The 25207-nt window shown below is 33.7% G+C and carries 22 protein-coding genes; 15 read left to right on the top strand and 7 right to left on the bottom strand.

Annotated features, from left to right (window positions below):
- The first annotated feature begins 36 nt into the window (after positions 1-36).
- A complete protein-coding gene (locus DMA14_RS03820) occupies positions 37-846 on the top strand; it encodes an SDR family NAD(P)-dependent oxidoreductase (protein ID WP_111423277.1) in 810 nt (269 codons plus the stop codon).
- Positions 847-1127: 281 nt separating this feature from the next.
- On the opposite strand, the gene DMA14_RS03815 is transcribed toward DMA14_RS03820, so the two are convergent.
- Positions 1128-2225, bottom strand: a complete 1098-nt coding sequence (locus tag DMA14_RS03815; RefSeq protein ID WP_238989912.1) for a PepSY-associated TM helix domain-containing protein — start codon at positions 2223-2225, stop codon at positions 1128-1130.
- 56 nt (positions 2226-2281) lie between these two features.
- Positions 2282-4663: a TonB-dependent receptor gene (locus DMA14_RS03810; protein WP_111423275.1), complete on the bottom strand. Its 2382-nt coding sequence runs from the start codon at positions 4661-4663 to the stop codon at positions 2282-2284.
- Between the two features lie 357 nt (positions 4664-5020).
- Between DMA14_RS03810 and DMA14_RS03805 the strand changes: the two genes are divergently transcribed.
- The 5 genes from DMA14_RS03805 to DMA14_RS03785 all read left to right on the top strand — a co-directional run bounded on the left by DMA14_RS03805 (position 5021) and on the right by DMA14_RS03785 (position 11851).
- Positions 5021-5920: a carbohydrate kinase family protein gene (locus tag DMA14_RS03805; RefSeq protein WP_111423273.1), complete on the top strand. Its 900-nt coding sequence runs from the start codon at positions 5021-5023 to the stop codon at positions 5918-5920.
- Positions 5921-6315: 395 nt separating this feature from the next.
- Entirely contained in the window at positions 6316-8496 is a 2181-nt protein-coding gene (locus DMA14_RS03800; RefSeq protein ID WP_111423272.1) for an HAD-IIB family hydrolase, read from the top strand.
- 238 nt (positions 8497-8734) lie between these two features.
- Positions 8735-10246 carry a glycoside hydrolase family protein gene (locus DMA14_RS03795; protein ID WP_111423270.1) on the top strand — a complete coding sequence of 504 codons (1512 nt, stop codon included), beginning with the start codon at positions 8735-8737 and terminating at the stop codon, positions 10244-10246.
- Between the two features lie 248 nt (positions 10247-10494).
- The gene (locus DMA14_RS03790) at positions 10495-11085 is read left to right on the top strand and encodes a Crp/Fnr family transcriptional regulator (protein ID WP_111423268.1); all 591 of its coding nucleotides are present in this window, start codon (positions 10495-10497) and stop codon (positions 11083-11085) included.
- Between the two features lie 76 nt (positions 11086-11161).
- Positions 11162-11851, top strand: coding sequence for a CPBP family intramembrane glutamic endopeptidase (locus tag DMA14_RS03785; RefSeq protein WP_111423267.1), 690 nt, complete (start codon positions 11162-11164; stop codon positions 11849-11851).
- Positions 11852-12091: 240 nt separating this feature from the next.
- Here DMA14_RS03785 and DMA14_RS03780 read toward each other — a convergent pair whose 3' ends face one another.
- On the bottom strand, positions 12092-12448 hold the full coding sequence (locus DMA14_RS03780) for a hypothetical protein (RefSeq protein WP_111423265.1): 357 nt from the start codon (positions 12446-12448) through the stop codon (positions 12092-12094).
- A 170-nt stretch (positions 12449-12618) separates the two neighbouring features.
- Here DMA14_RS03780 and DMA14_RS03775 point away from each other — a divergent pair, with 170 nt between their 5' ends.
- The 7 genes from DMA14_RS03775 to DMA14_RS03745 are packed head-to-tail and all read left to right on the top strand — an operon-like array spanning position 12619 to position 17988.
- Complete coding sequence (locus tag DMA14_RS03775) at positions 12619-13746, top strand: NAD(P)/FAD-dependent oxidoreductase (RefSeq protein ID WP_111423263.1); 1128 nt, start codon at positions 12619-12621, stop codon at positions 13744-13746.
- Positions 13747-14460 carry a methyltransferase domain-containing protein gene (locus DMA14_RS03770; protein ID WP_111423255.1) on the top strand — a complete coding sequence of 238 codons (714 nt, stop codon included), beginning with the start codon at positions 13747-13749 and terminating at the stop codon, positions 14458-14460. It begins immediately after the preceding gene.
- A complete protein-coding gene (locus tag DMA14_RS03765) occupies positions 14457-15509 on the top strand; it encodes a type III polyketide synthase (protein ID WP_111423344.1) in 1053 nt (350 codons plus the stop codon). The genes DMA14_RS03770 and DMA14_RS03765 overlap by 4 nt, the downstream gene beginning before the upstream one ends.
- 11 nt (positions 15510-15520) lie before the next feature.
- Positions 15521-15958 (top strand): 3-hydroxyacyl-ACP dehydratase FabZ family protein, encoded by a 438-nt coding sequence (locus tag DMA14_RS03760; protein WP_111423253.1) that lies wholly within the window; start codon positions 15521-15523, stop codon positions 15956-15958.
- Positions 15955-17223 (top strand): beta-ketoacyl-[acyl-carrier-protein] synthase family protein, encoded by a 1269-nt coding sequence (locus DMA14_RS03755; protein WP_111423252.1) that lies wholly within the window; start codon positions 15955-15957, stop codon positions 17221-17223. The genes DMA14_RS03760 and DMA14_RS03755 overlap by 4 nt, the downstream gene beginning before the upstream one ends.
- Before the next feature lies 1 nt (position 17224).
- On the top strand, positions 17225-17479 hold the full coding sequence (locus tag DMA14_RS03750) for an acyl carrier protein (RefSeq protein WP_111376621.1): 255 nt from the start codon (positions 17225-17227) through the stop codon (positions 17477-17479).
- Positions 17476-17988 carry a 4'-phosphopantetheinyl transferase superfamily protein gene (locus DMA14_RS03745; RefSeq protein ID WP_111423250.1) on the top strand — a complete coding sequence of 171 codons (513 nt, stop codon included), beginning with the start codon at positions 17476-17478 and terminating at the stop codon, positions 17986-17988. Before DMA14_RS03750 ends, DMA14_RS03745 begins: the two co-directional genes overlap by 4 nt.
- Here DMA14_RS03745 and DMA14_RS03740 read toward each other — a convergent pair.
- Genes DMA14_RS03740 through mprF form a run of 4 tightly spaced genes read right to left on the bottom strand, consistent with a single transcriptional unit; the run spans position 17977 to position 23067 of the window.
- Positions 17977-18327 (bottom strand): DUF488 domain-containing protein, encoded by a 351-nt coding sequence (locus tag DMA14_RS03740; RefSeq protein WP_111423248.1) that lies wholly within the window; start codon positions 18325-18327, stop codon positions 17977-17979. The genes DMA14_RS03745 and DMA14_RS03740 overlap by 12 nt on opposite strands.
- Before the next feature lies 1 nt (position 18328).
- Positions 18329-19762 (bottom strand): AcvB/VirJ family lysyl-phosphatidylglycerol hydrolase, encoded by a 1434-nt coding sequence (locus DMA14_RS03735; RefSeq protein WP_238989911.1) that lies wholly within the window; start codon positions 19760-19762, stop codon positions 18329-18331.
- A gap of 18 nt (positions 19763-19780) precedes the next feature.
- Positions 19781-20428, bottom strand: coding sequence for a DUF998 domain-containing protein (locus DMA14_RS03730; protein WP_111423245.1), 648 nt, complete (start codon positions 20426-20428; stop codon positions 19781-19783).
- Positions 20429-20439: 11 nt separating this feature from the next.
- A complete protein-coding gene (gene mprF / locus DMA14_RS03725; RefSeq protein WP_111423243.1) occupies positions 20440-23067 on the bottom strand; it encodes a bifunctional lysylphosphatidylglycerol flippase/synthetase MprF in 2628 nt (875 codons plus the stop codon).
- Positions 23068-23255: 188 nt separating this feature from the next.
- Between mprF and DMA14_RS03720 the strand changes: the two genes are divergently transcribed.
- Together DMA14_RS03720 and DMA14_RS03715 are read left to right on the top strand one after the other, a co-directional pair.
- Complete coding sequence (locus DMA14_RS03720) at positions 23256-24041, top strand: polysaccharide deacetylase family protein (RefSeq protein ID WP_111423242.1); 786 nt, start codon at positions 23256-23258, stop codon at positions 24039-24041.
- A 31-nt stretch (positions 24042-24072) separates the two neighbouring features.
- The gene (locus DMA14_RS03715) at positions 24073-25197 is read left to right on the top strand and encodes a hypothetical protein (RefSeq protein ID WP_157957664.1); all 1125 of its coding nucleotides are present in this window, start codon (positions 24073-24075) and stop codon (positions 25195-25197) included.
- Positions 25198-25207 lie beyond the last annotated feature (10 nt).

Raw genomic sequence — 25207 nt, 5'->3', positions numbered from 1 at the left:
AAATAAATTTTTAATTAATTATAAAAAACAATTACCATGTCAAAAACAATTTTAATTACAGGAGCTTCAAAAGGATTTGGAAGAGCTTGGACAGAAGCCTTCTTAGCTAAAGGATACAACGTTGCTGCAACAGCAAGAAATCTAGAAACATTAAACGATTTAAAAGAAAAATACGGAAGCGCAATTTTACCTTTAAAATTGGATGTAAATAACCGTCAAGAATCTCTAGAAGTAGTTCAGAAAACAAAACAGCATTTTGGAACAATTGATGTGTTAATCAACAATGCCGGTTATGCTCTTACAGGTGCAGTGGAGGAAGCAAGCGAACAAGAAGCAAGAGAACAATTTGAAACTAATTTCTTCGGAACATTATGGTTAACACAAGCTGTTATTCCAATAATGAGAGAGCAAAAAAGCGGTCATATTATTCAAGTTTCTTCTATTTTAGGATTAGCAACTTTACCAACGGGAATGGGACTTTACAGCGCTTCTAAATTTGCTGTTGAAGGTTTAAGCGAAACATTGGCATCTGAAGTAAAACAATTTGGAATCAATGTTACTTTATTGGAACCAAACGGATATGAGTCTAATATCTGGCATACAGGAATTACCAGCGAAAGTTTGCCATATTATGACGAAATCAAAAAAGCTCTAGCTGAGAGAGAAAACATTTTTGGAAAAGTTGAAGCGACTGCCCCAATAGTGGTAAAATTGGTTGAAAATGAAAATCCGCCTCTACGTTTATTACTTGGAAAAGTGGCATTTCCGTTTGTAAAACAAAGCTACGATCAAAGATTGGAAAGCTGGGAGAAATGGAATGATGTTTCTGTTGAAGCGCATGGTTAATTAATTCGATGCCTTAACAAGGCAAAGTTATCATTCCGTAGGAATGTTTCGTCGGTAGAAAAAAATACAAAGCCCCACATTCACGTTCCGTAGGAACGTTTGATATCCATTATTATTGAAAATCATACCCGAAAATCAGACGTTCCTACGGAACGTAAAACAATGGCAACTACATAATTTCTACCAATGAAATGTTCCTACGGAACAAGCAACCAACTATATTAAGAATAAGAAAAGCGCAAAATCAGATACATTTTGCGCTTTTTTTATTTGAAATAATATTATGCCTTAACCTTTTTCTTCTTAGACTTCTTCCCTTTCTTCCACCAAATTATAAATCCAGTTATAGGCAAAGAAGCTCCAATCAAACTGACCAGACTCCAGATTATTTTTCCTGCAAGTCCAAAGAAAACTCCTGTATGCAGATCGTGATTGCTTGCTTCATAGACATCTGCAACATTATTGTCTTTGTACAATTTCGTTCTAAGCATCTGCCCTGTTTTTCCATCAAAGAAAAGCGTATTTTGATTTCTTGCCCAATCATTTGGATACGTCATTCTTAATCGCAGTTCTCCTGTTTTTCTAATTGAAAACGAAACCGAAGTTGCGCCTGGATATTTCGCATTTGAACTTTCGTAAATGTTATTATATCGAACCGGAATTGTAGTCGAATCTATTTTAGCATTAGAAACCAATTCGTCTCCCTTTCTGAGCTTGCTTCCCGTTACCAAACTAACTCCTTTTTTTACTGCATCATATTTAAAATACGTTCCAGAAAAGGCAATTAAAAGCAGAAAAATAGAAGCATAAAATCCTAAAACCTGATGAAGATCAAAATTGATTCTTTTAGACGAACCGCTCCATTTTATCTTTAAGGATTGCTTGAGCTGGCGTCTCTGTTTTGGAAACCATAAAATTAATCCCGTTATGAGCATAACGATAAAAATCACAACCGACCAGCCTTGTATAAATTCGCCAACTTCTCCCAATAATAAAGTTCGATGTATCTCCAAAACCGTATTCAGCCAATCTGCTCCTTGTTGGTTTATTAGAGTCCCATCGTACGGATTAAAATAATACGTTTTTTTCTTTTTGGTAGAAATTTGAACGGTCGCATTGGGTTCTTCTTTTTCTATTTTTAAAGCCGTAATCTTCTGTTTAGGTTCTAGGCGTTCATAGTTTTCAATTATCGTTTTTAAACCTATAAATGGCTTTTCCTGAACGGGAACATGCAGATATTCTTTGTTGGCAAAATCACGTATTTCTTCTTCAAAAACATAAAGAAAACCTGTGATGCTTACTATAAAAACAATGAGGCCCGATGCTAAACCGAGCCACAAATGAATTTGTCTGATAGTATTTTTAAAACCTTTGGTCATAATTTGCAATAAAATCCAAATGTAGAAATATCATTTTAAATGACGAATTGTAATTGTTAGAATTTAAACGTAATATTTCCTGTAACTCTCGTTGGGTTTTGAGCAGCTAAACGATATGACCAATATTTTTCGTTGGTAAGATTGTCAACTTTTAAACCTAATCTGAATTTTGGTCTGTCATAAAAAACAGAAGCGTCTAAAACGGTATAAGAAGGAATACTGAATTTAAATGTAGAAGTATTCGTTTGATAATATTCGCTTCCATAAATTCCTCCAAAACCAAATCCAAGACCAGAAGCCGCGCCTTCAGTCAATCTGTAACTTGCCCAAAGATTGGCAGTTGTTGGCGAACCTGCAGTTGTAGGTCTTAAACCATTAATGCTCGGATTTGCTTTTGTATATTTACTATCGTTATACGTGTAACCGGCAACGATATTCAAACCTTTAATCGGATTTGCAATCAATTCTGCTTCAAAACCTTTACTCAATTGCGTTCCGTCTTGAATCTGAAAGTTTACGTGGTCTGGATCGTCACGCGTAACATTCGTCACTTTTATATCATAATAACTGAAAGTCGCGCTAATTTTATTAAAGTCAAGTTTTACTCCACCTTCTAATTGATTTGCCTGATTTGGCTTGAAAGTATTTCCGTAAAAATCTGATCCGCCAACATTATTGAAACCATTCATGTAATTTCCGAAGACAGAAACTTTCTCTTTTACCACTTGATAAACTGCTCCAAATCTAGGAGAAAATGCCGTCTGATTGTAATTTCCTGCAATAGAATCACGGCTTGGATAATATACACCTTTATTGATATAACGATCTGCTCTAACACCTCCCATTACCAATAATCTATCGGTAACATTCAATACATCAGACACGTAAGCACTATAAGTTCTTTCGTTGTTTGACACCATGTTGGTATAAGTAGCATTTTGAAATAAAGGCTCAATTTTATTTAGAGTAAAATTGTTATAAGCATCACCAGGTTTTCTAAAATTAAGCGCTGGCATATTTACCGTTGCATCATTACGAGTTGCGCGAAGGCTGTAAAAATCTAATCCTGCCACTACTCTATTACGTAATTTTCCGATTTTAAAATCTCCGTTGAAGTTCTGCTGAATATCGGTTCCGTAATAAGGATAATCTTGATTGGTAACTTGCTGTCTCAATGTTTCATTACTTAACATGGTCAAAGCCACAACATAGCCTTCAGATGATGATCTTGTACGCGAAACGATAGTTTGCGAAGTCCATTCATCAGAAATTTTATATTTCAATTGTGCAAAAATATTGTATTGCTGACCTGTGTAATTTACTGTATTATTAGCAAAAGAAAGATTGTACGGAATTCCTAATTCTTCAATGCTATGCGCTTTAGCGTCAGCTTTTGTGTAGGGAGTTAATCGCGTTGGTGAAGTCCCTTTTGAAGCGCTAAATTCAGCATCAATCAATAATGTCAATCTTTCGTTTACTTCATAAGAAAAACTTGGTGCGATAAAAAAGCTTTTGTTGAATCCAGCATCCTGAAAACTTCTTTCGCTATGCAATGCCGTATTGATTCTGAAAAGAGCTGTTTTGTCTTCATTCAAAGGTGTGTTAATATCAGCCGTTAAACGATTCAAATCCCAATCGCCCGCTGAAAAAGAAACTTCTCCCTTAAAGAAATTAAAAGGCTTTTTGGTTACTCTGTTAAATAATCCTCCAAAAGAAGAAATAGTACTTCCAAATAAAGTTGCCGATGGTCCTTTGATTACCTCAATACGCTCTAAGTTTGATGGGTCTATTGAGTTATATGTAAAACTTCCAACACCATTTCTTACCAATTGTGGTGTCGCAAAACCTCTAGAAATATTGGTTGTTCTTCCTTGATTTCTCACTTCGGCAATACCAGCTCCAGGAACGTTTTTAAAAGCGCTGTTATAATCTGTTATAACTTGTTCTTTCATCAATTCCTTGCTTACAATAGTATAAACCTGCGGATTTTCCATGTTTTTCAATTTCATTTTAGAAACCTCTTCACTTTCCTTTCTAGCAAATCTATTTCCACCAGAACTTACAATTACCTCTTCTAGTTTTTGAGAAGTGTAAGTCAGTTCAAAATCAAGTGCTACTTCAGTATTATTCTGATCCACAATCACTGAAGCTGGAGAAGATTCATAACCGTTTAATTTTATTTCAACCAAATAAGTTCCAAATGGAATATTTTTTAATTGATATGTACCATCAGAATCTGTAGTTGTAGTTTTATTTAATTCTGAAATTTTAACTGTTGCGCCTTGTAAATAATTTCCGTCTTTAACAATCGCCTTACCAGAAATTGTTCCAACAGTTGATTGAGAAAAAGCCGTTTCTGAGCAAAAGAAAAGAATCAAAAAGGCTGTAAACACTTGACATAAAACATTGTTTTTAAGTGTTTTGAAAGTTGTTTTCATATAAAATTTATAATTTATCCTTATTTAGACTGGTTACAAATATATAAACGAGAACTGAAATCTTAGCAAAAGATTAAAACTTTCTTAAAAAATAATTAAAAACCTTAAATCTAAATTTCCATTAAAAGCTTAAGGCAGAAAATAGAAGAGAATTCCTTTTATAATTTACTCGAATGTGATATTAAAAAATGAGTTTCTGTTTACTTTTTTATGCGTTAATTTTCAGTTATTTATAAGTTAATCAATACTTTTTACACAAAAAACAGGTTGCACAAGCCGTTATTCTTTTTTAATTTTATAAAATCTGATGAAACGCTGATCATCTGATTTAATGTTTTAAAAACAAGAAAAACTAAAATGAGCAACGACAAAAAACTAAAAGCTGTCGCTTTCGGAGAAGTACTTTGGGATATTTTTGGTAATGAAAAAAAAATTGGAGGCGCACCTTTAAATGTAGCGCTTCGCATGAAAGCCCTTGGCGTTGATTCAAATATGATTAGCTGTGTAGGAAATGATGCAGATGGAGAAGCTATTATAAATGAAGTCCATAAATTGGGCTTGGATACCAATACTATTCTAAAATCTGATTATTTCCCTACAGGATTGGTAAATGTTACATTAGACAAAAGCAAATCGGCTACTTATGAAATTCTTTATCCTTCGGCTTGGGATAAAATTATACTTAACGAAGAAGCGAGAGAATTAGTAGTAAATTCAGATGTTCTAATTTATGGAAGCTTGGTTTGTAGAGACCAAGTTTCACGAGAAGCACTAGAAGAATTGCTTCATACGCATACTTATAAAGTTTTTGATGTTAATCTTCGAAAACCACATTACGATTATGAAACTCTGCAACACTTGATGCAGTCTGCTAATTTCATCAAATTTAATGATGAAGAGATTATGGAAATCAGCGCCGCTTTTGATTCTCCTTACAAAACCTTAGAAGAAAACATGAATTTTATCTGCTCTTTGAGCAATGCCACAGCAATTTGCGTTACAAGAGGAAAAGATGGCGCTTTATTATTGTGGGATAAACATCTTTATGAAAATGAAGGCTATACCGTAAAAGTTGAAGATACTGTTGGCGCTGGAGATTCTTTCTTAGGCGCATTGGTCACTTCGCTTTTAAACGGAAAAGAACCTCAAGCTGCTCTAAATTTTGCCTGTGCAACTGGAGCTCTGGTTGCTGGATCGGCTGGCGGAAATCCTAAAATTTCAATATTTGATATTGAGAATTTAATTAATAAAAATTAAAAGAAAATAAAAGTAAGCTGTATAAAAGGATAAATCTTTTCTCGTAAGCTTCAGAGAAGCGAAATATTTATAGCAAGGGATAAATGTTTACAACATAAAGCTCCGGAGGAGCGACATATATTAAGAATAGAAAAAAATATGTCGCTCCTCCGGAGCTTCTTTTATTCTACATTGTAAATCTATAAATATTTTACCCCTCTGGGGTTTTACTGGTAAAATAAATTTTACAAAAAATACGTCCAGCAAAAACGCTGTCCTTTTGACACAGGCTCTTTTATAGTTAAAACATCAAAATCACTTTTCAAACATGGGAACTATGTAAATTTAAAATGTAATTATTTCTTCCTAATCAATATGGGCGCAGTAACTTGTGATTTCAAATAATTTAAGGAAGAATGATGAAAAAACTACGAATTTCACTTATCAATATTCACGGACTTTTAAAAGGTTCTGGTCTAGAGATTGGACGAGATGCAGACAACGGAGGCCAGACCAAATACATATACGAATTAGCCGAATTTTTATCGCAGCATGAAGATGTAGAACACGTTCATCTTTTTACCAGATTAATCGATGATCCTGCTCTTTCGCCTGAATACGCGGTACCTGTGGAAATTATCAATGATAAATTGGATATAAGGCGAATTCCGTTTCTGGGAAAAAAATACAAAGCAAAAGAACAGCTTTGGGAAGGGCTTGATCTTTTTGTAAATGGCGCGATGCAGCACATTAAACAACATAATATTTTTCCAGATTGGATTCATTCCCATTATGCAGATGCTGGTTACGCCGCCGCCGAATTATCAGCCGTTTTAAATATTCCTTTTGCTCATACAGGACATTCATTAGGATTTTATAAAAAGAAAAAACTAATAGAAAGTGGAGAAACTGAAGAAGAACTTGAGAAAAAATTTAAATTTAAAGCTAGAATTTCTGCAGAAGAGAGAACCTTAGAACTTGCAGAATTTATAGTCACCTCGACCGAACAGGAAATTGAAACCTATAAAGTATACAAAAACTTCGAATTAGGAAAATACCACGCTATTTCTCCTGGAATTGACACCAGAAAATTTGTTCCTTATTACTATCAGGAAAATGATTCTGAGAAAAACATGGAAGAAATGCAGCGAAAATATTGGGTTCAAGAAAGTATTTCTAAATTTCTTACTAATCCTCACAAGCCTATTATTCTGGCACTTTCTAGACCTGACCGACATAAAAACTTGAACACTTTGATTGAGGTTTATGGAAAAGACAAAGAACTGCAAAGTATTGCCAATCTGGTCATTTTTGCTGGTATCCGAAAAGACATTGCCAAAATGCCCGAATCTGAAAAAAACGTTCTAACAGATTTGCTTCTTTTAATGGACAAATATGATTTGTATGGAAAAATGGCTATCCCAAAAAAGCATGATGTAGAAAACGAAGTTTCTATTATATATCGCTATGCAGCAGAAAAAAGAGGTGTTTTTGTGAATCTAGCTCTGCATGAAAACTTCGGCTTGACCGTTATCGAATCAGCTAGTTCAGGACTTCCTGTTGTGGTGACAAAAAACGGCGGCCCTTCAGAAATTATTCCTGTTTGCCAAAATGGAGAATTAGTAAATCCGCAAGAAGAAAGCCAAATTAAAAAGGCGCTCAGAAATATTTTAACCGATGAAAATAAATGGAAATACTATTCGAATAATGGAGCCATCAATATCCAGAAATACTATAGCTGGATTAGCCACGTAAACCATTATGTCGAATTGGTTAAAGAAAATCTTTCCCTTTCATCTGGAGCAGGAATTAAAAAACAGCATTATCCCAATATCAACATCGAGAGATTAAAAAGAAAAATTGATCATTTATTGGTTTCTGATATTGACGGAACATTGATTGAACCCAAACTCGCAAATCCAGGTTTAAAAGAACTAAAAACACATTTAATCAATCGGACCGATAAAATGGCATTTGCAATGGCTTCTGGACGAAATCTGGCTTTGGTAAAAAAAGTTATCGACGAAGAAGAATTTCCCCTACCCGACTTTATCATTTGTTCTGTCGGAACTGAAATTTATTACACCAACGGAAAAGATTATATTCTAGATAAAGGTTGGGCAAAATTCCTTTCTGGAAGATGGAAAAGAGAAGAAATTGTCAATAAACTAAAAGCCATTAAATGGATTAAACTTCAGGAAGAAGAAGCGCAGAATCCGTATAAAATCTCTTATTACTATGAAAAAGAAAACTACAATCATGATGAATTAATTGCGGTTTTAGGAACAGGCTGGTACAAAGTCAATATTATTCCGAGTCATGGACAATTTTTAGACTTTATTCCAAAAAGGGCTTCTAAAGGAAATGCGATTAAGTTTTTATGCCGAAAATGGTCTATTCCGTTAAGCAATGTAATTGCGGCAGGAGATTCTGGAAATGATGTCGATATGTTTATAGGTCCAGTAAAAGGAATTATCGTTGGAAACCGAAGCGCAGAATTGGCTGATTACGAAACAACAAAAAGCATTTATGTAGCCAAAGCTTCAGCTTCAGAAGGAATTTTGGAAGGTTTGAAATATTACAAAGTCATTAAGTAAAAATCTTTGAGCAAAAAAAATTAAACACATAGAAACATAGTTTTTTATTTCTTGAAAAAGGTAATTGAAAGAAACTAGTTTCTAACACATAGTTCATGTGTACTTTGACAAAGTTTGACACTCACAAAACTATATTTGTTAATGCAAGTGAAACATCATTTTTTTCTCAAACAAAAGCTATGTTTCTATGTGTTTAAAAAAATAAAAAATATACTAACAGTTTAAAATAAATAATAAAATGTATTCAGGTTCAGGATTTAGCAATTGGGAAATTGGAGATGTTGATGTATTTATAGATGAAAAAGGAATTCATCATTTATTTCATTTAATCATTCCTAATCACGATTATATTGCCCATGCCGTTTCTAAAGACGGTCTTTCGTGGAAACGAGTAAAAAATGCCTTATTTGTAGGCGATCCCGGAGAATGGGATGATGATATGTTATGGACAATGCATATCAGCAAAAAATCGGATGGCGAAGGTTATGAAATGTATTACACAGGACTTAAACGTCAGGATAAAGGAATCGAGCAAAAAGTAGGAAGAGCAATTTCTTCCGATTTACTCACTTGGAAAAAGGAAAATCTATACGGACTTCCTTTTAAAAGTGAAGCGCCACATTATGAAGGTCCAAACAACAATCCGCGACAATGGATAAGTTTTAGAGATCCTTTCAAATACCAATACAAAGGAGAAGATTATTTGTTAATCTGTGCCCGAAGCGCCTCTGGACCAACATACCGAAGAGGCTGTATTGGTGTGGCAAAAAGAGAAAAAGAAGGTTATGTGCTGCAGAAACCGCTTCATATTCCGTATGTTTATGATGATGTAGAATGTCCGTGTGTTTTTGAAATTAAAGGAACACATTATCTTTTGGGATCAATTAGGGAAGATATTAAAGTTCGTTATTGGTCTTCACCTGAGTTTAGAGGAGAATATTCAGCATTTCATAACAATGTACTAATGCCTCAAGGAAACTATGCCGCAAGAGTGGTTAAAGATGGTAAACATTTTCTGGTTTATAATTTCTATTTTGCAGACGGAAATGTCAATACGCATCGTGTGATTCCACCTCCAAAAGAACTCGATGTTGATAAAAACGGACGTCTTTTATTGAAGAGTTATTATTATTGGGAGAAACTCTATCAGAAAACCATACTCCAAAAAGATCTTCCTCTTCCCTTACCTATTTTAGGAAATCCAACAGCCGATTTTGTTTTAGAAAATGAAAGCAAATGGCGTTTTGGATGCCGAAGCGGTTACGAAATTTACGGTTTCGAAAAACCATCAAATGATTTTGTCTGGGAAGGAACATTATCTGTGGAAGGAATGGGAAAAACAGGTTTTGTGATCGAATGTGACAAAGAAGGAACGGGATACTATATTTCGATCGATTTTATGAACGGTTTCGTACAGTTCAGAGCGTGGGGATTTAATGAAAAAGATGTCAAGAATAATTTCATCTTCGAAAACATTCAAACCAATCAGTTTCAAATTAGTGAAGAAAAACAGATTTCTTTTAAGATTATCCGCTACGGAAATTATTACGAACTCTCAATAAATGATATCGTAAAACTAACTTTATTGGATTTTAAATACAACGAAGGGAAAATTGGCATTTATGTCTGTTCTGCTGTAATTTCGATTAGCGATTCTAAAATTCATGTAATTCCAGAACCTGAAAATGAATATGCAGCTTCAGATCCTGAAAAATATGACAATGAACTACAGCCAAATTCTTTAATTTAAATAATCTATTCAATTAAAATTAAACACATAGAAATATAGAATTTCTTACGCTAAAAAAGGCGTCTCACTTGTTTCAATTCGCATAGCGACTATGTGTGGAGAAACGAGTTTCTCTTTTACTTTCTTTATTAATAATTTAAAATCTATGTTTCTATGTGTTAAAAAAATATATACCTCGAGTTAACCCAGCTGTTTTTATTTTGAAAGATTAAACTTAAATTGGCATTTCAAACTCATAATTTAATAAAATGCCACAAAGCCCTTCTCCTGAAGATGTAAAAAGAATTTTCGAAAAGTATTTTACTGCCGATATGAATATCTGGAAAGGGTTTTCGGAGAAAATTAAAGTCCGTGAATTTGAAAAATCAGAAATTATAAAAGATTATCATGGTGTGGAGAAATACCTTAATATCATCATTAAAGGATCGGCAGGATTGTTTGTTTGGGATGGCAAAAGAGATATTTGCATTAATTTATTGTATGAAAATAGTTTTATAAGTGACTATATGTCTTTTTTAAATCAGCAACCATCGGTTATAAAAACTGAAGCTTTAGAAGATATAGTACTTTGGTCTATTTCTCATCAAGATTTAAATGAATTATATCAAAGATCAGAAACTGGTTTACGAATCGGAAAAGCTATTTCTGAAATGCTCTACGTGCGCAAACAGCAAGAACAGATTAATCTTTTGACGCTTTCGCCCCAAGAACGTTATTTAAAACTTATAGAAGGAAGACCGGAAATTTTTCAGAGAACACCTTTAAAAATCATCGCTTCTTACCTTGGTTTAACGGCAGAAAGTCTAAGCCGAATTCGAAAAAGAGTTATGGAAAAATGATTTCTTACCCAAAGTCAATTTTATTTTCATTTTGCCTCGCTAAGTTTGCTTCACTAAACCAAACAAATTTAAAACGATGAAAAATAAAATCAACTTTGGAGCTATTATAGTTTTTTACGTAATCGCTGTAATCTGCAGATATGCAGCTGTAAAAACCAATTTATTATCTGGAATTGAAAATCCGTACTTAGTGATTTTACTGCGCGGTGCTGGTCCTGCTTTGGGAGCTTTGGCTGCGATAAAAATATTCTCACTTCACAATCCAATGTCTTTAAAAGGAATATACAAAAATGCAATTGTTCCTTTTGCCATATATTGGATTCTTCCAGCAGTTTTAATCGCTGGAGTTTATTATGCTACAATTGGTAAATTCCCAATTTTATTGATGTTTACTGTTTTAGTTTACGGTCTTTTAGAAGAAATCGGATGGCGAGGCTTTTTACAAGAGCAATTAAAATCACTTCCTAAATTTACCTCTATAGTAATTATTGCAGTTCTTTGGTTTGCTTGGCATTTAAATCTGGAAACCACTCCAAGCAACATGATTTTTCTTGGAATCATTTTCTTTGGAACTTGGGGAATCGGAAAAGTATATTCTTCTACAGGTTCTTTGCTAGCGGTTGCAGGAGTACATTCATTAAACAATTTCTTCCGCGATGGTTTGCATGAGACAGAACTTATTTTAATTGCAGTTTTATTAGCAATATGGATTGGTTTTATTATTCTTTACAACAGAAAATATAGAACTGTGTCAAACCCAGCTTAACCAATAAGTTTTAAATAGTTTATATAAAAAACTGCGTAAGTCTTAACTGATTTACGCAGTTTTATTTTTTTTAACACATAGAAACATAGTTTTAGATTGTGTATAAAGGCATTTCACTTGCATTAATACACATAGCTGTACGACTTGAATCTATGTGCTAGAAACTAGTTTCTTTTTATACTCTTTATTTTAGAAATTAAATACTATGTTTCTATGTGTTAAAATTAGATATTCTCTATCTTAATTTAATCGTTCTGTTGTTTCCATTCTTAAGCAATGCTCGCTCCCAAGATAAAGTGGATTTCCATGTTTCTCAGACCAGAATCCGTCTAATACATCTTTTGTGATACATCTATAAACTGCAACTCCTTTATAGGTTTTATTGTCGTCGCCTTTATAATTGAAATTAATTACCAAAATATTGTCCTTAAAGAAACCCGTTCCTTTTTGCTGATGCGAATTGATAAGCCAATTTGCTTTAATTCTGTTATTTTTATCTAAAGTTAGAGTCAAAACACCTTTGTATGTTATTTCATTGCTTTCGTCCTGATTGCTTCCCGAAACCGAAAAAGTGCCTACTAGATCTTCTATTGTCATTTATGAATGCTGCTATTTTTGGCAAAAGTAAAAATTATCTTTTAAATGAATCTTCCTCAATACTACTCTAGAAAAATACTTTTTATTCTTTTAAGATAAAGGTTGAAATTTTGTTAATTTCTTATCGAATTAAGTAAGGTTCGTGTAAGAATTATGACTAAATTGGTAGTATGAGAACAAATCCTGATGTGCTTATTATTGGTGGCGGTCTTGCTGGTCTTGCTGGCGCTATACACTTATCCAAAAAAGGATTAAAGGTAGTTCTTATCGAAAAAAATACGTTTCCAAAACATAAAGTCTGCGGAGAATATATTTCAAATGAAATACTTCCCTATTTATTTTGGCTTGATATAGATGTTTCTCAATTGCATCCCACAAGTATTTCAAATTTTGAATTTACAGCCCAAAATGGTAAAACAGCAAAAGCCAAACTTCCTTTGGGAGGTTTTGGAATAAGCCGATATGGGTTAGATCATTTTCTATTTCAAAAAGCAGCAGAAAATGGCTGTACGATCATAACAGAAACAGTTACAAATATTTCTTTTGAAAATGACATTTTTACCATAACAACTTCTGAAGAAATTCTTTCAGCTAAAATAGTTCTTGGTGCTTATGGCAAAAGATCAAATATTGACCAAGTTTTGTCAAGAGATTTTATTTCTAAGAAATCGCCTTGGCTAGCTGTAAAAGGACATTACAATGGAAATTTTGACGAAAGTCTTGTTGCTTTGTACAATTTTCAAGGCGGTTATTGCGGCGTTTCAAAAGTCGAAAACGATGTTATAAACATTTGCTATCTGGCCGATTTTGAAACTTTTAAAAAATATAAAAACATTGAAGAATACCAAAAATCAGTGCTTTATAAAAACAAAAAATTAAAGGCTATTTTTGAAAATAGCACTTCCCTATTTGAAAAACCTTTAACCATAAGTCAGATTTCATTTGACAGAAAAGAGCCTGTAGAAAATCATATTTTAATGATTGGTGATACTGCAGGATTAATCCACCCAATGTGCGGCAACGGTATGGCAATGGCAATTCACAGCGCCAAAATTGCTTCAGAATTAGTATTGGATTTTTATTACGGAAAGATAGAATCAAGAAACGAATTGGAGAAAAATTATATTCAGGAATGGAAAAAGCATTTTAGCAAAAGATTATTCTTTGGACGAATATTAGCCAAAGCGCTGACATACAAAAATTTCACACATATAATGACCACTATTGCAGCTTCGGTTCCGTCATTACTTTCTATTATTGTAAAACAAACGCACGGCCGTCCGATAACAATTGAATAAATGAGTGTAAACACCAAATATAGAACAGAAGAAATTGAAATCATGGACGATTTTTCGTTAGAAGGCGAAGAAGTAATTGGCGCTTTAGATCAAATTGCTTCTATCAATCAATTGCTTGGCGGCAATAAACTGACGCTTCATGGCATAAAAGAGCTTTTTAAAAAGACTGATATTTCTAAAACAATTACCATTGCCGATATTGGCTGCGGAAATGGAGATATGCTCAGAATGCTTGCCAAATATGGGGAAAAAAATAATCTCAGCTTTAAACTAATAGGCATTGATGCCAACGCTTTTACAATCGATTATGCCAAAAGACTTTCTAAAGATTTTCCAAACATAGAGTACCTCTGTATAGATATTTTTAGCGAAGAATTTCATCAGTTAAAATATGATATTGTACTATGTACACTCACATTACATCATTTTACAATAAACCAAATTGCAGATGTAATGAATACTTTAAACAAAAATGCTTCGATAGGAATTGTGGTAAACGATCTTCATAGAAGCAAATTGGCTTATCGACTATTTGAACTTATTGGCGTCGTTTTCAATCTCAACAATATGTCGCGTAATGACGGATTGATTTCTATTCTTAAAGGATTCAAGAAAAATGAACTAGAAAGTTTATCGCAAAAATTAAACTTAAAAAACTACTCCATAAACTGGAAATGGGCTTTTCGCTACCAATGGATAATTACAAAAATATGAGTGTCAAGATAATCACAGCTGTTAAACAGCTTCCGCAATATTCACGTACCACAGAAGAAATTCTTCCGTTTGTCGATATATGGCTTGAAGGTCAGGAAGAACGTTTTGTCAAGAAAGTGAAAAAAATATTTGAAGGTGCTTCAGTAGACAAACGCTATTCTATTATGCAGCCTTCGGAAGTTTTTACAGCCACTTCATTTGAAGAAAAAAATGATATTTATAGCCGTGAAATGATTGTTTTAGGACATCAGGTTCTTGAGAAAGCGTTAGAAAAAACAGGCTGGGATCCGCAGAGTTTAGATTACATTATTACCGTAAGCTGTACCGGAATTATGATTCCTTCGCTTGACGCTTACCTTATTAATAAAATGAAATTAAGACAAGATATTGTTCGTCTTCCTGTAACCGAAATGGGCTGTGCGGCCGGAATATCTGGAATTATTTATGCAAAGAATTTCCTGAAATCAAATCTGGGCAAGCGTGCGGCTGTAATTGCGGTTGAATCTCCAACTGCAACTTTTCAGCTCGATGATTTTTCGATGCCCAATATTGTTAGTGCTGCCATTTTTGGAGATGGTGCTGCCTGCTGTTTATTATCTTCCAAAGAAGAAGATTCTGGTCCCGAAATTCTAGACGAACAGATGTATCATTTTTATGACGCCGAGCACATGATGGGTTTTAAACTCACTAACGGCGGACTGCAAATGGTTCTCGATATTGAAGTTCCAGACACAATTGCTTCTCATTTTGGCGATATTATTCATCCGTTTCTTAAACAGAATAATCTCGAAATTAAAGATATTGACCACATGATATTTCATCCGGGAGGAAAAAAAATTGTGACAACTGTCGAGTCACTTTTTGCTGGACTGGAAAAGAATATTGATGATACAAAAGAAGTTCTTAGGGAATACGGGAATATGTCGAGCGCAACCGTTTTGTATGTTTTAGAAAATATTATGAACCGAAATCCGAAAAAAGGAGAAAAAGGTTTAATGCTGAGTTTTGGCCCAGGATTCTCGGCACAAAGAGTTTTATTGCAATGGTAATTTGAAAGTTTATGGAATTAAATGAGATAATAGCACAACTTCCCTACAGCGAACCTTTTTTGTTTGTTGATGAATTGCTTCATGCTGATGAAAACGGTGTGACGGGAACATATACTTTTCGAGAAAATCTTGACTTTTACAGAGGACATTTTAAAAACAATCCTGTAACTCCTGGCGTAATTCTAACTGAAACGATGGCTCAAATTGGAATGGTTTGTTTGGGAATATTTCTTTTAGGAAATGATTTGGGAGAAAACACCGTAATCGCTTTTACATCTGCCGATATGGAGTTTTTGAAACCTGTTTATCCAAATGAAAAAGTAACGGTTACTTCTGAGAAATTATTCTTTCGTTTTGGAAAATTAAAATGTAATGCCGTAATGAAAAATGAAGCTGGACAAGAAGTCTGTCGAGGTGTTCTAGCTGGAATGATAACAAAAAGATTATGAAAAAACGAGTTGTTATAACAGGTCTTGGAGTTGCCGCACCAAATGGCGTTGGCATTCCTGCATTTACTCATGCGCTGCAAAATAGTATTTCAGGTATTCGGCATGATGCTCAGTTAGAAGAACTGCAATTTTCTTGTCAGATTGCGGGTCAGCCTCAAATTTCTGAAGAGTTGAAAGCGCAGTATTTTACAGAACTTGAACTTCGCGGACTTAACAGCACGGGAATTTTATATGGCGTTATTGCAGGAATAGAAGCTTGGAATAATGCAGGATTGCCATTAAATGAAAATCCAGATTGGGACAGCGGTGCCATTTTTGGAGCTGGAACTTCTGGAATTGACAAATTTCGCGAAAGCATTTATAAAATTGATGAACTTCAAATTCGTAAACTCGGAAGCACTGTTGTGGCGCAAACCATGAATAGCGGTGTCAGCGCGTATCTTGGCGGTAAAATCGGACTAGGAAATCAGGTTACTACCAATTCATCAGCTTGTACAACTGGTGCCGAAGCTATATTAATGGCGTATGACCGAATACAATCTGGACAAGCAAAACGAATTCTAGCAGGAAGCACATCTGATAGCGGCCCATATATTTGGGGAGGTTTTGATGCACTTCGTGTCTGCTCATCCAAATTTAATGACAAACCCGAAGAAGGTTCAAGACCAATGAGCGCTTCGGCAGCAGGATTTGTTCCTGGAAGCGGAGCCGGTGCTTTTGTCATTGAAGATCTTGAAACAGCTCTAAAACGTGGGGCGGTAATTTATGCTGAAATATTAGGCGGAAATATCAATTCTGGCGGACAAAGAGACGGCGGAACTATGACGGCTCCTAATAGTACAGCCGTGCAAAGATGCATTAAAACGGCCATCGAAAATGCAGGAATCAGCGCAAATGAAATTGATGCTATAAATGGTCATTTGACAGCCACAACAAAAGATAGTCTTGAAATTGAAAACTGGACAAAAGCATTGGGTCGAAACGGTGTTGATTTTCCATATATTAATTCTCTTAAAAGTCTTACGGGACATTGCTTAAGTGCTTCTGGAAGTGTCGAAAGTGTTGCTGCAGTATTACAGCTTCAAGAAGAATTTCTATTTGGAAATATAAACTGTTCTGACCTTCACCCAGAAATCGCAGCATTAATTGATCCTTCAAAAGTGCTTTTAAAAACTATTAAATTCAACCCAAAAATAATTGCAAAGGCCAGTTTTGGTTTTGGCGATGTAAATGCATGTATATTATTTAAAAAATTTGAAAACTAAGATGGATAGAACTGAACTTATCAAGGAATTAAAAGTAATTATCAAGCCTTTTGCAACTAACACAGAAGCTTTTGACAATCTAACAGAAGAAACCGATTTTATTAAAGATCTAAATATCAATTCGGCAAATCTAGTTGATATTGTATTGGACATTGAAGAAAACTTTGATGTCGTGATCGACAATGCCGATATGGAACGCATGCTCAACGTAAAAGCTGCTGTTGAAATCATTGAAACCAAACTCGCCGAAAAATGATTGGCAATGATATAATAGATCTTGCGCAGTCACGCATAGAAAGCCGTTGGCAGCGCAAAGGTTTTATAGAAAAGCTTTTTACCGAAGAAGAACAGCAGTATATAAAAGACTCTGAAAAACCTGAAATTATGGTCTGGCTTTTATGGAGCATGAAAGAAGCAGCTTATAAAATTTATAACCGACAGACCAAAATACGGGAATTTAGTCCCAAAAAGCTGTGCTGTTCCATAGATTTTTTAAGCTCTAATCTTTCTTTAGGAAAAGTGATCTGCAATGAAAACGCGTATTATACCAAAAGTATATTTTCTTTAGAAAGCATTCATACGATTGCTGTAAATAATTTAGAAAATATAAATAATGTAGTCGAAGTTGAAAATCCGGAAATTATAAAAGACAAAAACGGAATTCCATATTTAAAAATGGACAATATACTTCAGGATATTTCGATCAGTCATCATGGAAGATTTGAAAAACGAGTAGCATTTAGAAAAGGTTTTTTACCTATTTAATAAAAATTCTTTTACTACAACAGCATGATTTATTTCAAGATCTTTCGCTCCAAACAGTAAAGTTAATGGCTGTTTTGTTGCAATATTTCTTAAACGCTCTACTTCTTCCTTTTTTAGCTTTAGTTCTTCGATATATAATTTAGAAAAATCTTCAAAACGTTCCTTTTTGTGATCAAACCATATTCTCAATTTAGGCGAAGGCGCAATCTCTTTGTTCCATTCATCAATTGATAAATCCGTTTTCTTTATTCCGCGTGGCCATAAACGATCTATCAAAACGCGATAAGTTCCGTCACTTTCTTTAGAATCGTAAACTCTTTTTATATTGATTGTTTTCATTTTATTTGATTTCCTTCAAAATACTTTCTGCTATTTTATTATAATCATCGTTATAATGATGCGAACCAGGTATTTCGATGGTTTTTATATCCGATTCTGCAAACTGTTTACGAATTTCAGGTTCTTCTTCATTTCCAAAAAAACAAACCGGATTATAGGCCTTGATTTTCTTCATTTCAGAAATCACATCATAGTTATCATTTGAGCTTTCCAAACTTAACATGTCGGCTATATGAATTTCAAAATCTGCTTTTACATCTGGCGATAACGAATAAACTCCTTTTAGCTTTTCTTTTAAAGTTTCTGGTAAATTAGCCGCCGCAAACGGAACAACAGATGCTCCAAACGAATAACCTACAAGAATAAATGCTTTTTTGTTCCATTGCTGTAAATAATGCTCAACGGCTTTGGAAATCGAAATCGAAGTTTCTAATGGCGTTTTGGCATTCCAAAAATACTTCTGCGCATCGAGTCCGATAACGGCAATTCCTCTTTCGGCTAGAGCTTCTCCAACCGATTGGTCAAAACTGGTCCAACCTCCATCACCCGAAATCAAAAACGCAATGGGAAGATTTTCGTCTTTATTTTTTGTCGGAATCAATGTTAAAGGCATTTCAAACGGAAGCGGAGCTAAATTCTGTTCTTTTAATAATGAATTTTGCTCTGATTTCTGCTTTGCAAAATTAGGCGTATTTAGAACTTCTTTGTAAGCTTCAATAAATTGAGGCAGCCAATTTTTTGTAACAGAAAATCCATGTCCGACTTTGGAAAGCGAAATTAACTTTCCAAGTTTAAGTCCATCCATATATTTTTTGGTATCGGCATAATTGCACACTTGATCTGTCGTTCCTTGCAGTACAATAAAAGGCACTGTAAGTTTTTCTGTTTTTTCGAGGTAATACGCTTTTCCAGGTTTCAAAACATGAGATGTAAGTCCAGAGCCATCACATAAAGTTCTGTCTGTTTCTATATCTGGGCAAAACCCTAAAGCAATTCCGCCGCTAAAAGTATTGGCAGGAGCTTGAGCCAACATGCCATAAACTAAAGTTGCTCCAGAAGAATATCCGACCAAAATGGGTTTTAAATATTGTTTTAGCTTTAATTTTTTCTGCAAAATCAGACTCAATTCTTCAAAATCACTTGCTGGATAATAACATTTCGATTGTTCTTTCTTAATGCTTTTAAAATAATGCTGAATATCAACACCCGCAACTAAAGCGCCTTGATCAACAATATTTTTTGCCATATCTACCACTCCACTGTTCCATCCGCCATCGCCAGAAATAAATAGCACAAATGCATTTGGTGTTGTTTTGGGCTTATATATGGTGACTTTTCCAAATGAACCCACTTTTATAGTATCAGCATCTGATGCAAAAATGCTATTGCTAAAAATTAAAACGAAAAGAAAAATTAGAGCTGTTTTATTCATCATAATCTATATTAAATTAAACTAAGCTTTCTTACCATACATTATAACCGAAAGAACAATCAAATAGACATAAAGATTTAGCATGAAAAGCCTTTGCCACAATCCTTTATAAAGTGAAATAAAATTATCTTCATTTGGAGAGAACCGAAATGTAAATAGTATCGTTGTAATAAGTCCCACAGCAAAAATGATCCATGAAAAAATATAAAACTGAGATTTTTTTTGCGTCACAATTGCTTTTCTCAACACTAAAGGAAGCAATAGTGCTGCAAGAACTCCAACGCCTCCAGCCAAGCTATGCATCATAAAAGAATTGGTCATTTTTCCGTCAATTTTATCTGCTTTAAATAAGCCAGATCCAATTCCTTCTCCTAAACCGTAAAATATAATTAGCAGAGCGCCTAATTTTATATTTTTTGAATTGCCATTAAAGGTTTTTCTAAAAATAACTCCGAAGCAAATAAATACCATTCCGATACAAATCCACCAAACCGATATTATATTCGAAACCGGACTAATACTTGCTCCCAAAGAACTCATCGTATTTTTTAGCTGACTATAACCTAAATAATGATTTCCTAATAGAAACACAACAATAAAATCAGAAACACAAGTCATAATACAAAGTATCGCTGCTATTTTTGTCCAATTGAATTGTGTAGTTTTCATATTCTTAAAAATTACGGTTTTACAACTTTATTCAAAACAATTGGAACCTGAAGCAAATCGTAATCATGAGAATAGAGCAAATATTTGTTGTGCCAAACGGGAGAAAATTTTTCTTTAAAGTCTCGCAAACCTTTATAATGTGCAAAGAATTTGATTCTTTCGTAAGCAAACTTCATGGATTTTTCTGGAAAAGTATCTGCTTCTTCCATCCCGCTCATTGCTGCCAATCCGAGATTTACTGAGGTGTATCCTTCCGATTTTAAAAATGTAAAAAGTTCAATAAGAATAAAATCCATGATGCCGTTTGGAGCATCGTTTGTTTTACGAATTAAATCGTACGTCCCTTCGTTTTTGGCATAATCTGGAATTACATTTAAAAAAGCGACAATTTTTTCTTCAGCATTATCCACAGTGATAATAGTCTGCTGTTTCAGTTCTTCCCAATCAAATCTTCCTTGCGAAAAAATAATCTCGCTTCTTCCTGTATTATACAGCCATTCATCACTTACTGCTTTAATTTTCTGAAGTACGCCATCTTTTATTGGCGGCGTATAAATGGTAGTTTTAAAACCTTTTTCTTTGACTTTGCTAATAGCATTCCGCATCGATTTTCTTGCGCCACCTTCTAATGTAAAGAGAGACAAATCGACAACGCCTTCTTGACCAATAAACAAACTCTTTTTTTGCAGTGAAGCAAACAGATCTAAATTTTCTTCAGACACGCGATAGTAGAGACTTCTTAGTCCGTTTTCGTAACAATAAGAATCAAATTCTATTATACATTGTTTCATTTCGGCTGTTGATTCTGCTACAGGATTTTCTAATACAACAGCAAAATTATCAGCAACGCGATACGCTAAAAAAGACTTTTTATTATTGGAAATAAAAATAGTCTTATCGTCATAGGTTTTAAAATAATCCAAAGAAGATGATCCGTATTGTTTTAGAATTTCATTCGCTGCAGCGAAATCACCTTCAACAGCTTCTTTTTTAATAGAATATGGTCGAATTAAAGCATAAAGCAAAAATCCTAAAGATAAAAATCCGCATATATTTATTGATATCAGAAAATGTCTTGCAAAACGGTCTAAAGGAACTAAATCTGAACTTCCAATCAGAAAATAATTCTGCAGGGTATATTTTATAGATTGAAGCCAATTGAAATCTATATCAAAATGTTTTTTGTCTAAGAAATAAAAACCTAGAATCCCATATATTAAAACAGCCGAAACACTTATTAAAACAGTTTTAAAACCTACATTCTGCAAGTGTGAATTGCTTTTTACGTAATATTCTTTTCTAGTTACAATAAGACTAATCAAAACGACGAATGCAATTATAGCTTCTTCATAATCAATCGCTTTTGTAAGGTTTCCTATAACAGAAATACCTGTCAGGAACACAGAAAACCACCACGCAGTTCTTAATCCTTTGAGCATAAAAGCGGCGTTAACGAGCATAAACAATCCGGCAGTTATCACAAAATAATTAGATACTTTAATAGCAGAAATTGGAATTATATCTTCTAAAACATCTAAACGTTCTGAAATAGCGGGAGTTAAAACAGAAATGATATTGACTAGTCCTAAAATAAAGATTAAGAAAGAAGGTATTATACGCATTAAAAGTTTGTTGGCACTCAATAAAAATAGTGCCGCACCTGCTAATAGCGGAATCCAAAATTCAAAGAAACGATATAGAAAAGTTATAGCTATTGCATTGACATTCTGAAAACCAAATTGTATCAATATAAAGCTCATTGATATTTCTATAGCTCCAAGTCCGCGAAGAAAAGGAGAAACGACCAAAAATATCACCGAAATAATATAGCCCATTATGGCTGCTGTTAAGGAGGGCGTAAACCCTAAAGCAATCATGGCAACATACAAATGCGCTATTCCGACCAATTCAATAATAACTGAATAAAGAACAACTAGCAGGAATTTATTTTTTATGATTCTGTTATTTCTCAAATCCTCCATAAAAATCTCAGCCGAAGGAAAAAATCTTATGATCATCTTGTAGACAAATCCTTTTTCTAAAACCGAAACATAAATAAAGTATAGCATAACGCTTAATGCAATAACTCCTGCAAAAGCATACCATTCGCCAGCACCTGTAGTCCCTTGAAAAAAAGAATAGATTAAAGCAGGAATTGCCACGATTATCACTGAGAGAATTCCAACAAAACCATAAACGATTGATGCAAAATGAATTTGAGTTGCTTTTACGCCCTTCTTTTTTATAGGTTTTGTAAAAAAAGCTAAAGAAGAAACTCCGCCCGCTGGTAGAAAAACACTAATGAAGTTTCGTTTTAGAAAGAGTATTACTGCATCTTTAAAAGCAATTTTACTTTGTACTGCCATAAACGAAGCATAGTACATTAATGCCTGTAATATTATATAAACTGCAGCTAGAATTACTCCGTATAAAACCCAAAAACTGCTGGCGTCTGCAATTACGTTTTTTACTTCTTTTAGTTCTGAATGTTCATGTTTGATAAACCATATTCCGATTCCGAGAAAGAAAATGGTAAAGATCGATTGTCTAATAATTTTATCATTTTCGCGTATAAAAGAGATTCCTTTTTTTTCTTTAAAAAAAACAAAAAATCTATTCGAAATGGATTGTACTTTCATATTTATACTATAACATAATTTAGTAATAAAAATAAAGGTCTTGAGTTGTATAAATTTACGATAATTATCTATTACATATAATTTTACACAAATCTTTTTTGAATTACCAGCGCATCAGTTATTAAGAAGATTCTTTATATTTGAATTGAATTATATTCTAAGTTTTATTTGCTAGCAACCTGAAATCTATGAGAATACTTTTTACTAAAACAGTATTATTTCTATTGACCTTATCTTTATTTTCATGTGAAAATAAAAAACCGAAACCTATAGCAAAACCAGCATATAAAGCGGGTGTAATTTTATCTTTTGATGATGCTTATGTTGACGAATGGTCTGAAGCAGATAAAGCTTTGCGAAAATATTCTTGGAAAGCCACTTTTAATGTCTGTCGAATAGATTCTATTGGAGCTCCAGAAATTAAAACATTGCTCGAAATGCAAAAATATGGTCATGAGATAGCTGGACATGGTTATCATCATTACAATGCGGTTAAGTTTACCAAACAATTTAGCGTCAAAGAATACTTAAAACAAGAAATAGATCCTATGATTGTTTCTATGAAGAAAAAAGGATTCAACGTTACTTCTTTTGCGTATCCTTACGGAGAAAGATCAGATTCTTTAGATCAGGCTTTATCTCCTTTATTCAAAATTATAAGAGGAAGAGCATTTGGAGGCGAAATTCCAGAGAAACAAGACAGTTATTTTGATTATTCTAAAATTGTATTTGCTTTTGATATTGACAATAGCCATATCCATTTTAGTATTCCGTATTTGCTTGAATTATTAGATTATGCCAAAAAGAACAATAAAATTTTAATTCTATGCGGTCATAAACCTGTTAAGGAAATAACCGAAAACTATCAGGTCAAAATTGAAACTTTAGAATTTATCTGCAAATACATGAAACTGAATGATCTTAAATTCTATCGCCTTTCAGATTTAGATAATCTGCTTCCGCCTCAGCTTTAATCCATAAAATATAAATTATAAATTATAAATAATGAAGATCCATCTTGTCTTTATGCTCGCTGCCGTAACGGTTTGTCAAGCTCAAGTAAAAAATTCTGTAATCAAAGCTTCTTCAAAAATCTGCTATATCAAAGAGGGCAATGAAGAAAAAACAAAATGGTATTTAGACCCAAAAGCAAAACCAGATTTATACGTTACAAATAAAAGTCCGAAAGAAAAAATCGTTGTTTTTTATACTAATGAAGATTCTATCTCAATAAAATTAAAACCTGGAAAAAAGTTTGATTTTACAGTACTTTTAAATAATACCGACAGCTGTTTTACACGCGTTGAATGTCCATCATTAAAAAACTTTTCGAAACTCAAACCTGAGATGCACGATACAATTCCATTTGTGCTTTCGGAGTATAACAATATCATTTTTAAAGTAAAATTAGACGATAAAGAAACTCTAGACTTAAAATTTGATTCAGGAACAAGCGATTTTCTTTTAACAAATGAGGCGCTTAATCAGTTAAAATTAAGCAGTTTAAAGGGACATAGTTTTCAACTTGGAAATCAAATCTGGAACGATCAGGAGATTTTCCCTGTAGAATTATCTGGACAAGGAACTGTGGGCCGTTTTGGATGGAATATATTTGATGGAAAAATAGTAGAAATCGATTATGATAAAAAGCTCTTTATAATTCATTCTAAGCTATCAAAACGAAGTAAAGATTATATAAAACTTGATATGGAATTTACTCGTACTCTTTTTTGCGTTCAAGGACATCTTCAAATAAACAATACAGCTTATAAAGGACGTTTTCTTTTTGATAATGGTTATCAGCGTACCGTAATGCTCGATCAGCAGATAATGAAGGAACAGCAATACCCGAAAGAAAATTTGCCTGTTCTGAAAAAAGTTATTTTAAAAAATGGACAAGGAGAAGAAATTCCTGTTCTGACGGTGAAAAACGAAAAATTCTATTTAGGTAATTTATGCTTGAATGATGTTCCTGTACAATTGCTGGCGACAAGTAATCCAGCCCAGTTCAAAACCCATATTCTTGGGAACGAAGTTTTAAAAAGATTTAATACGATATTGGATTTTCAGGAAAACAAAGTTTATCTAAAACCAAATTCGTTGTGGAACGAACCTTATACAGAAGGCTAACAAAATAGCC

Origin of the sequence: Flavobacterium sharifuzzamanii, from assembly GCF_003254585.1 — a bacterium.
Classification (GTDB): Bacteria; Bacteroidota; Bacteroidia; order Flavobacteriales; family Flavobacteriaceae; genus Flavobacterium; species Flavobacterium sharifuzzamanii.
This window is presented reverse-complemented; position numbering and strand designations above follow the sequence as displayed.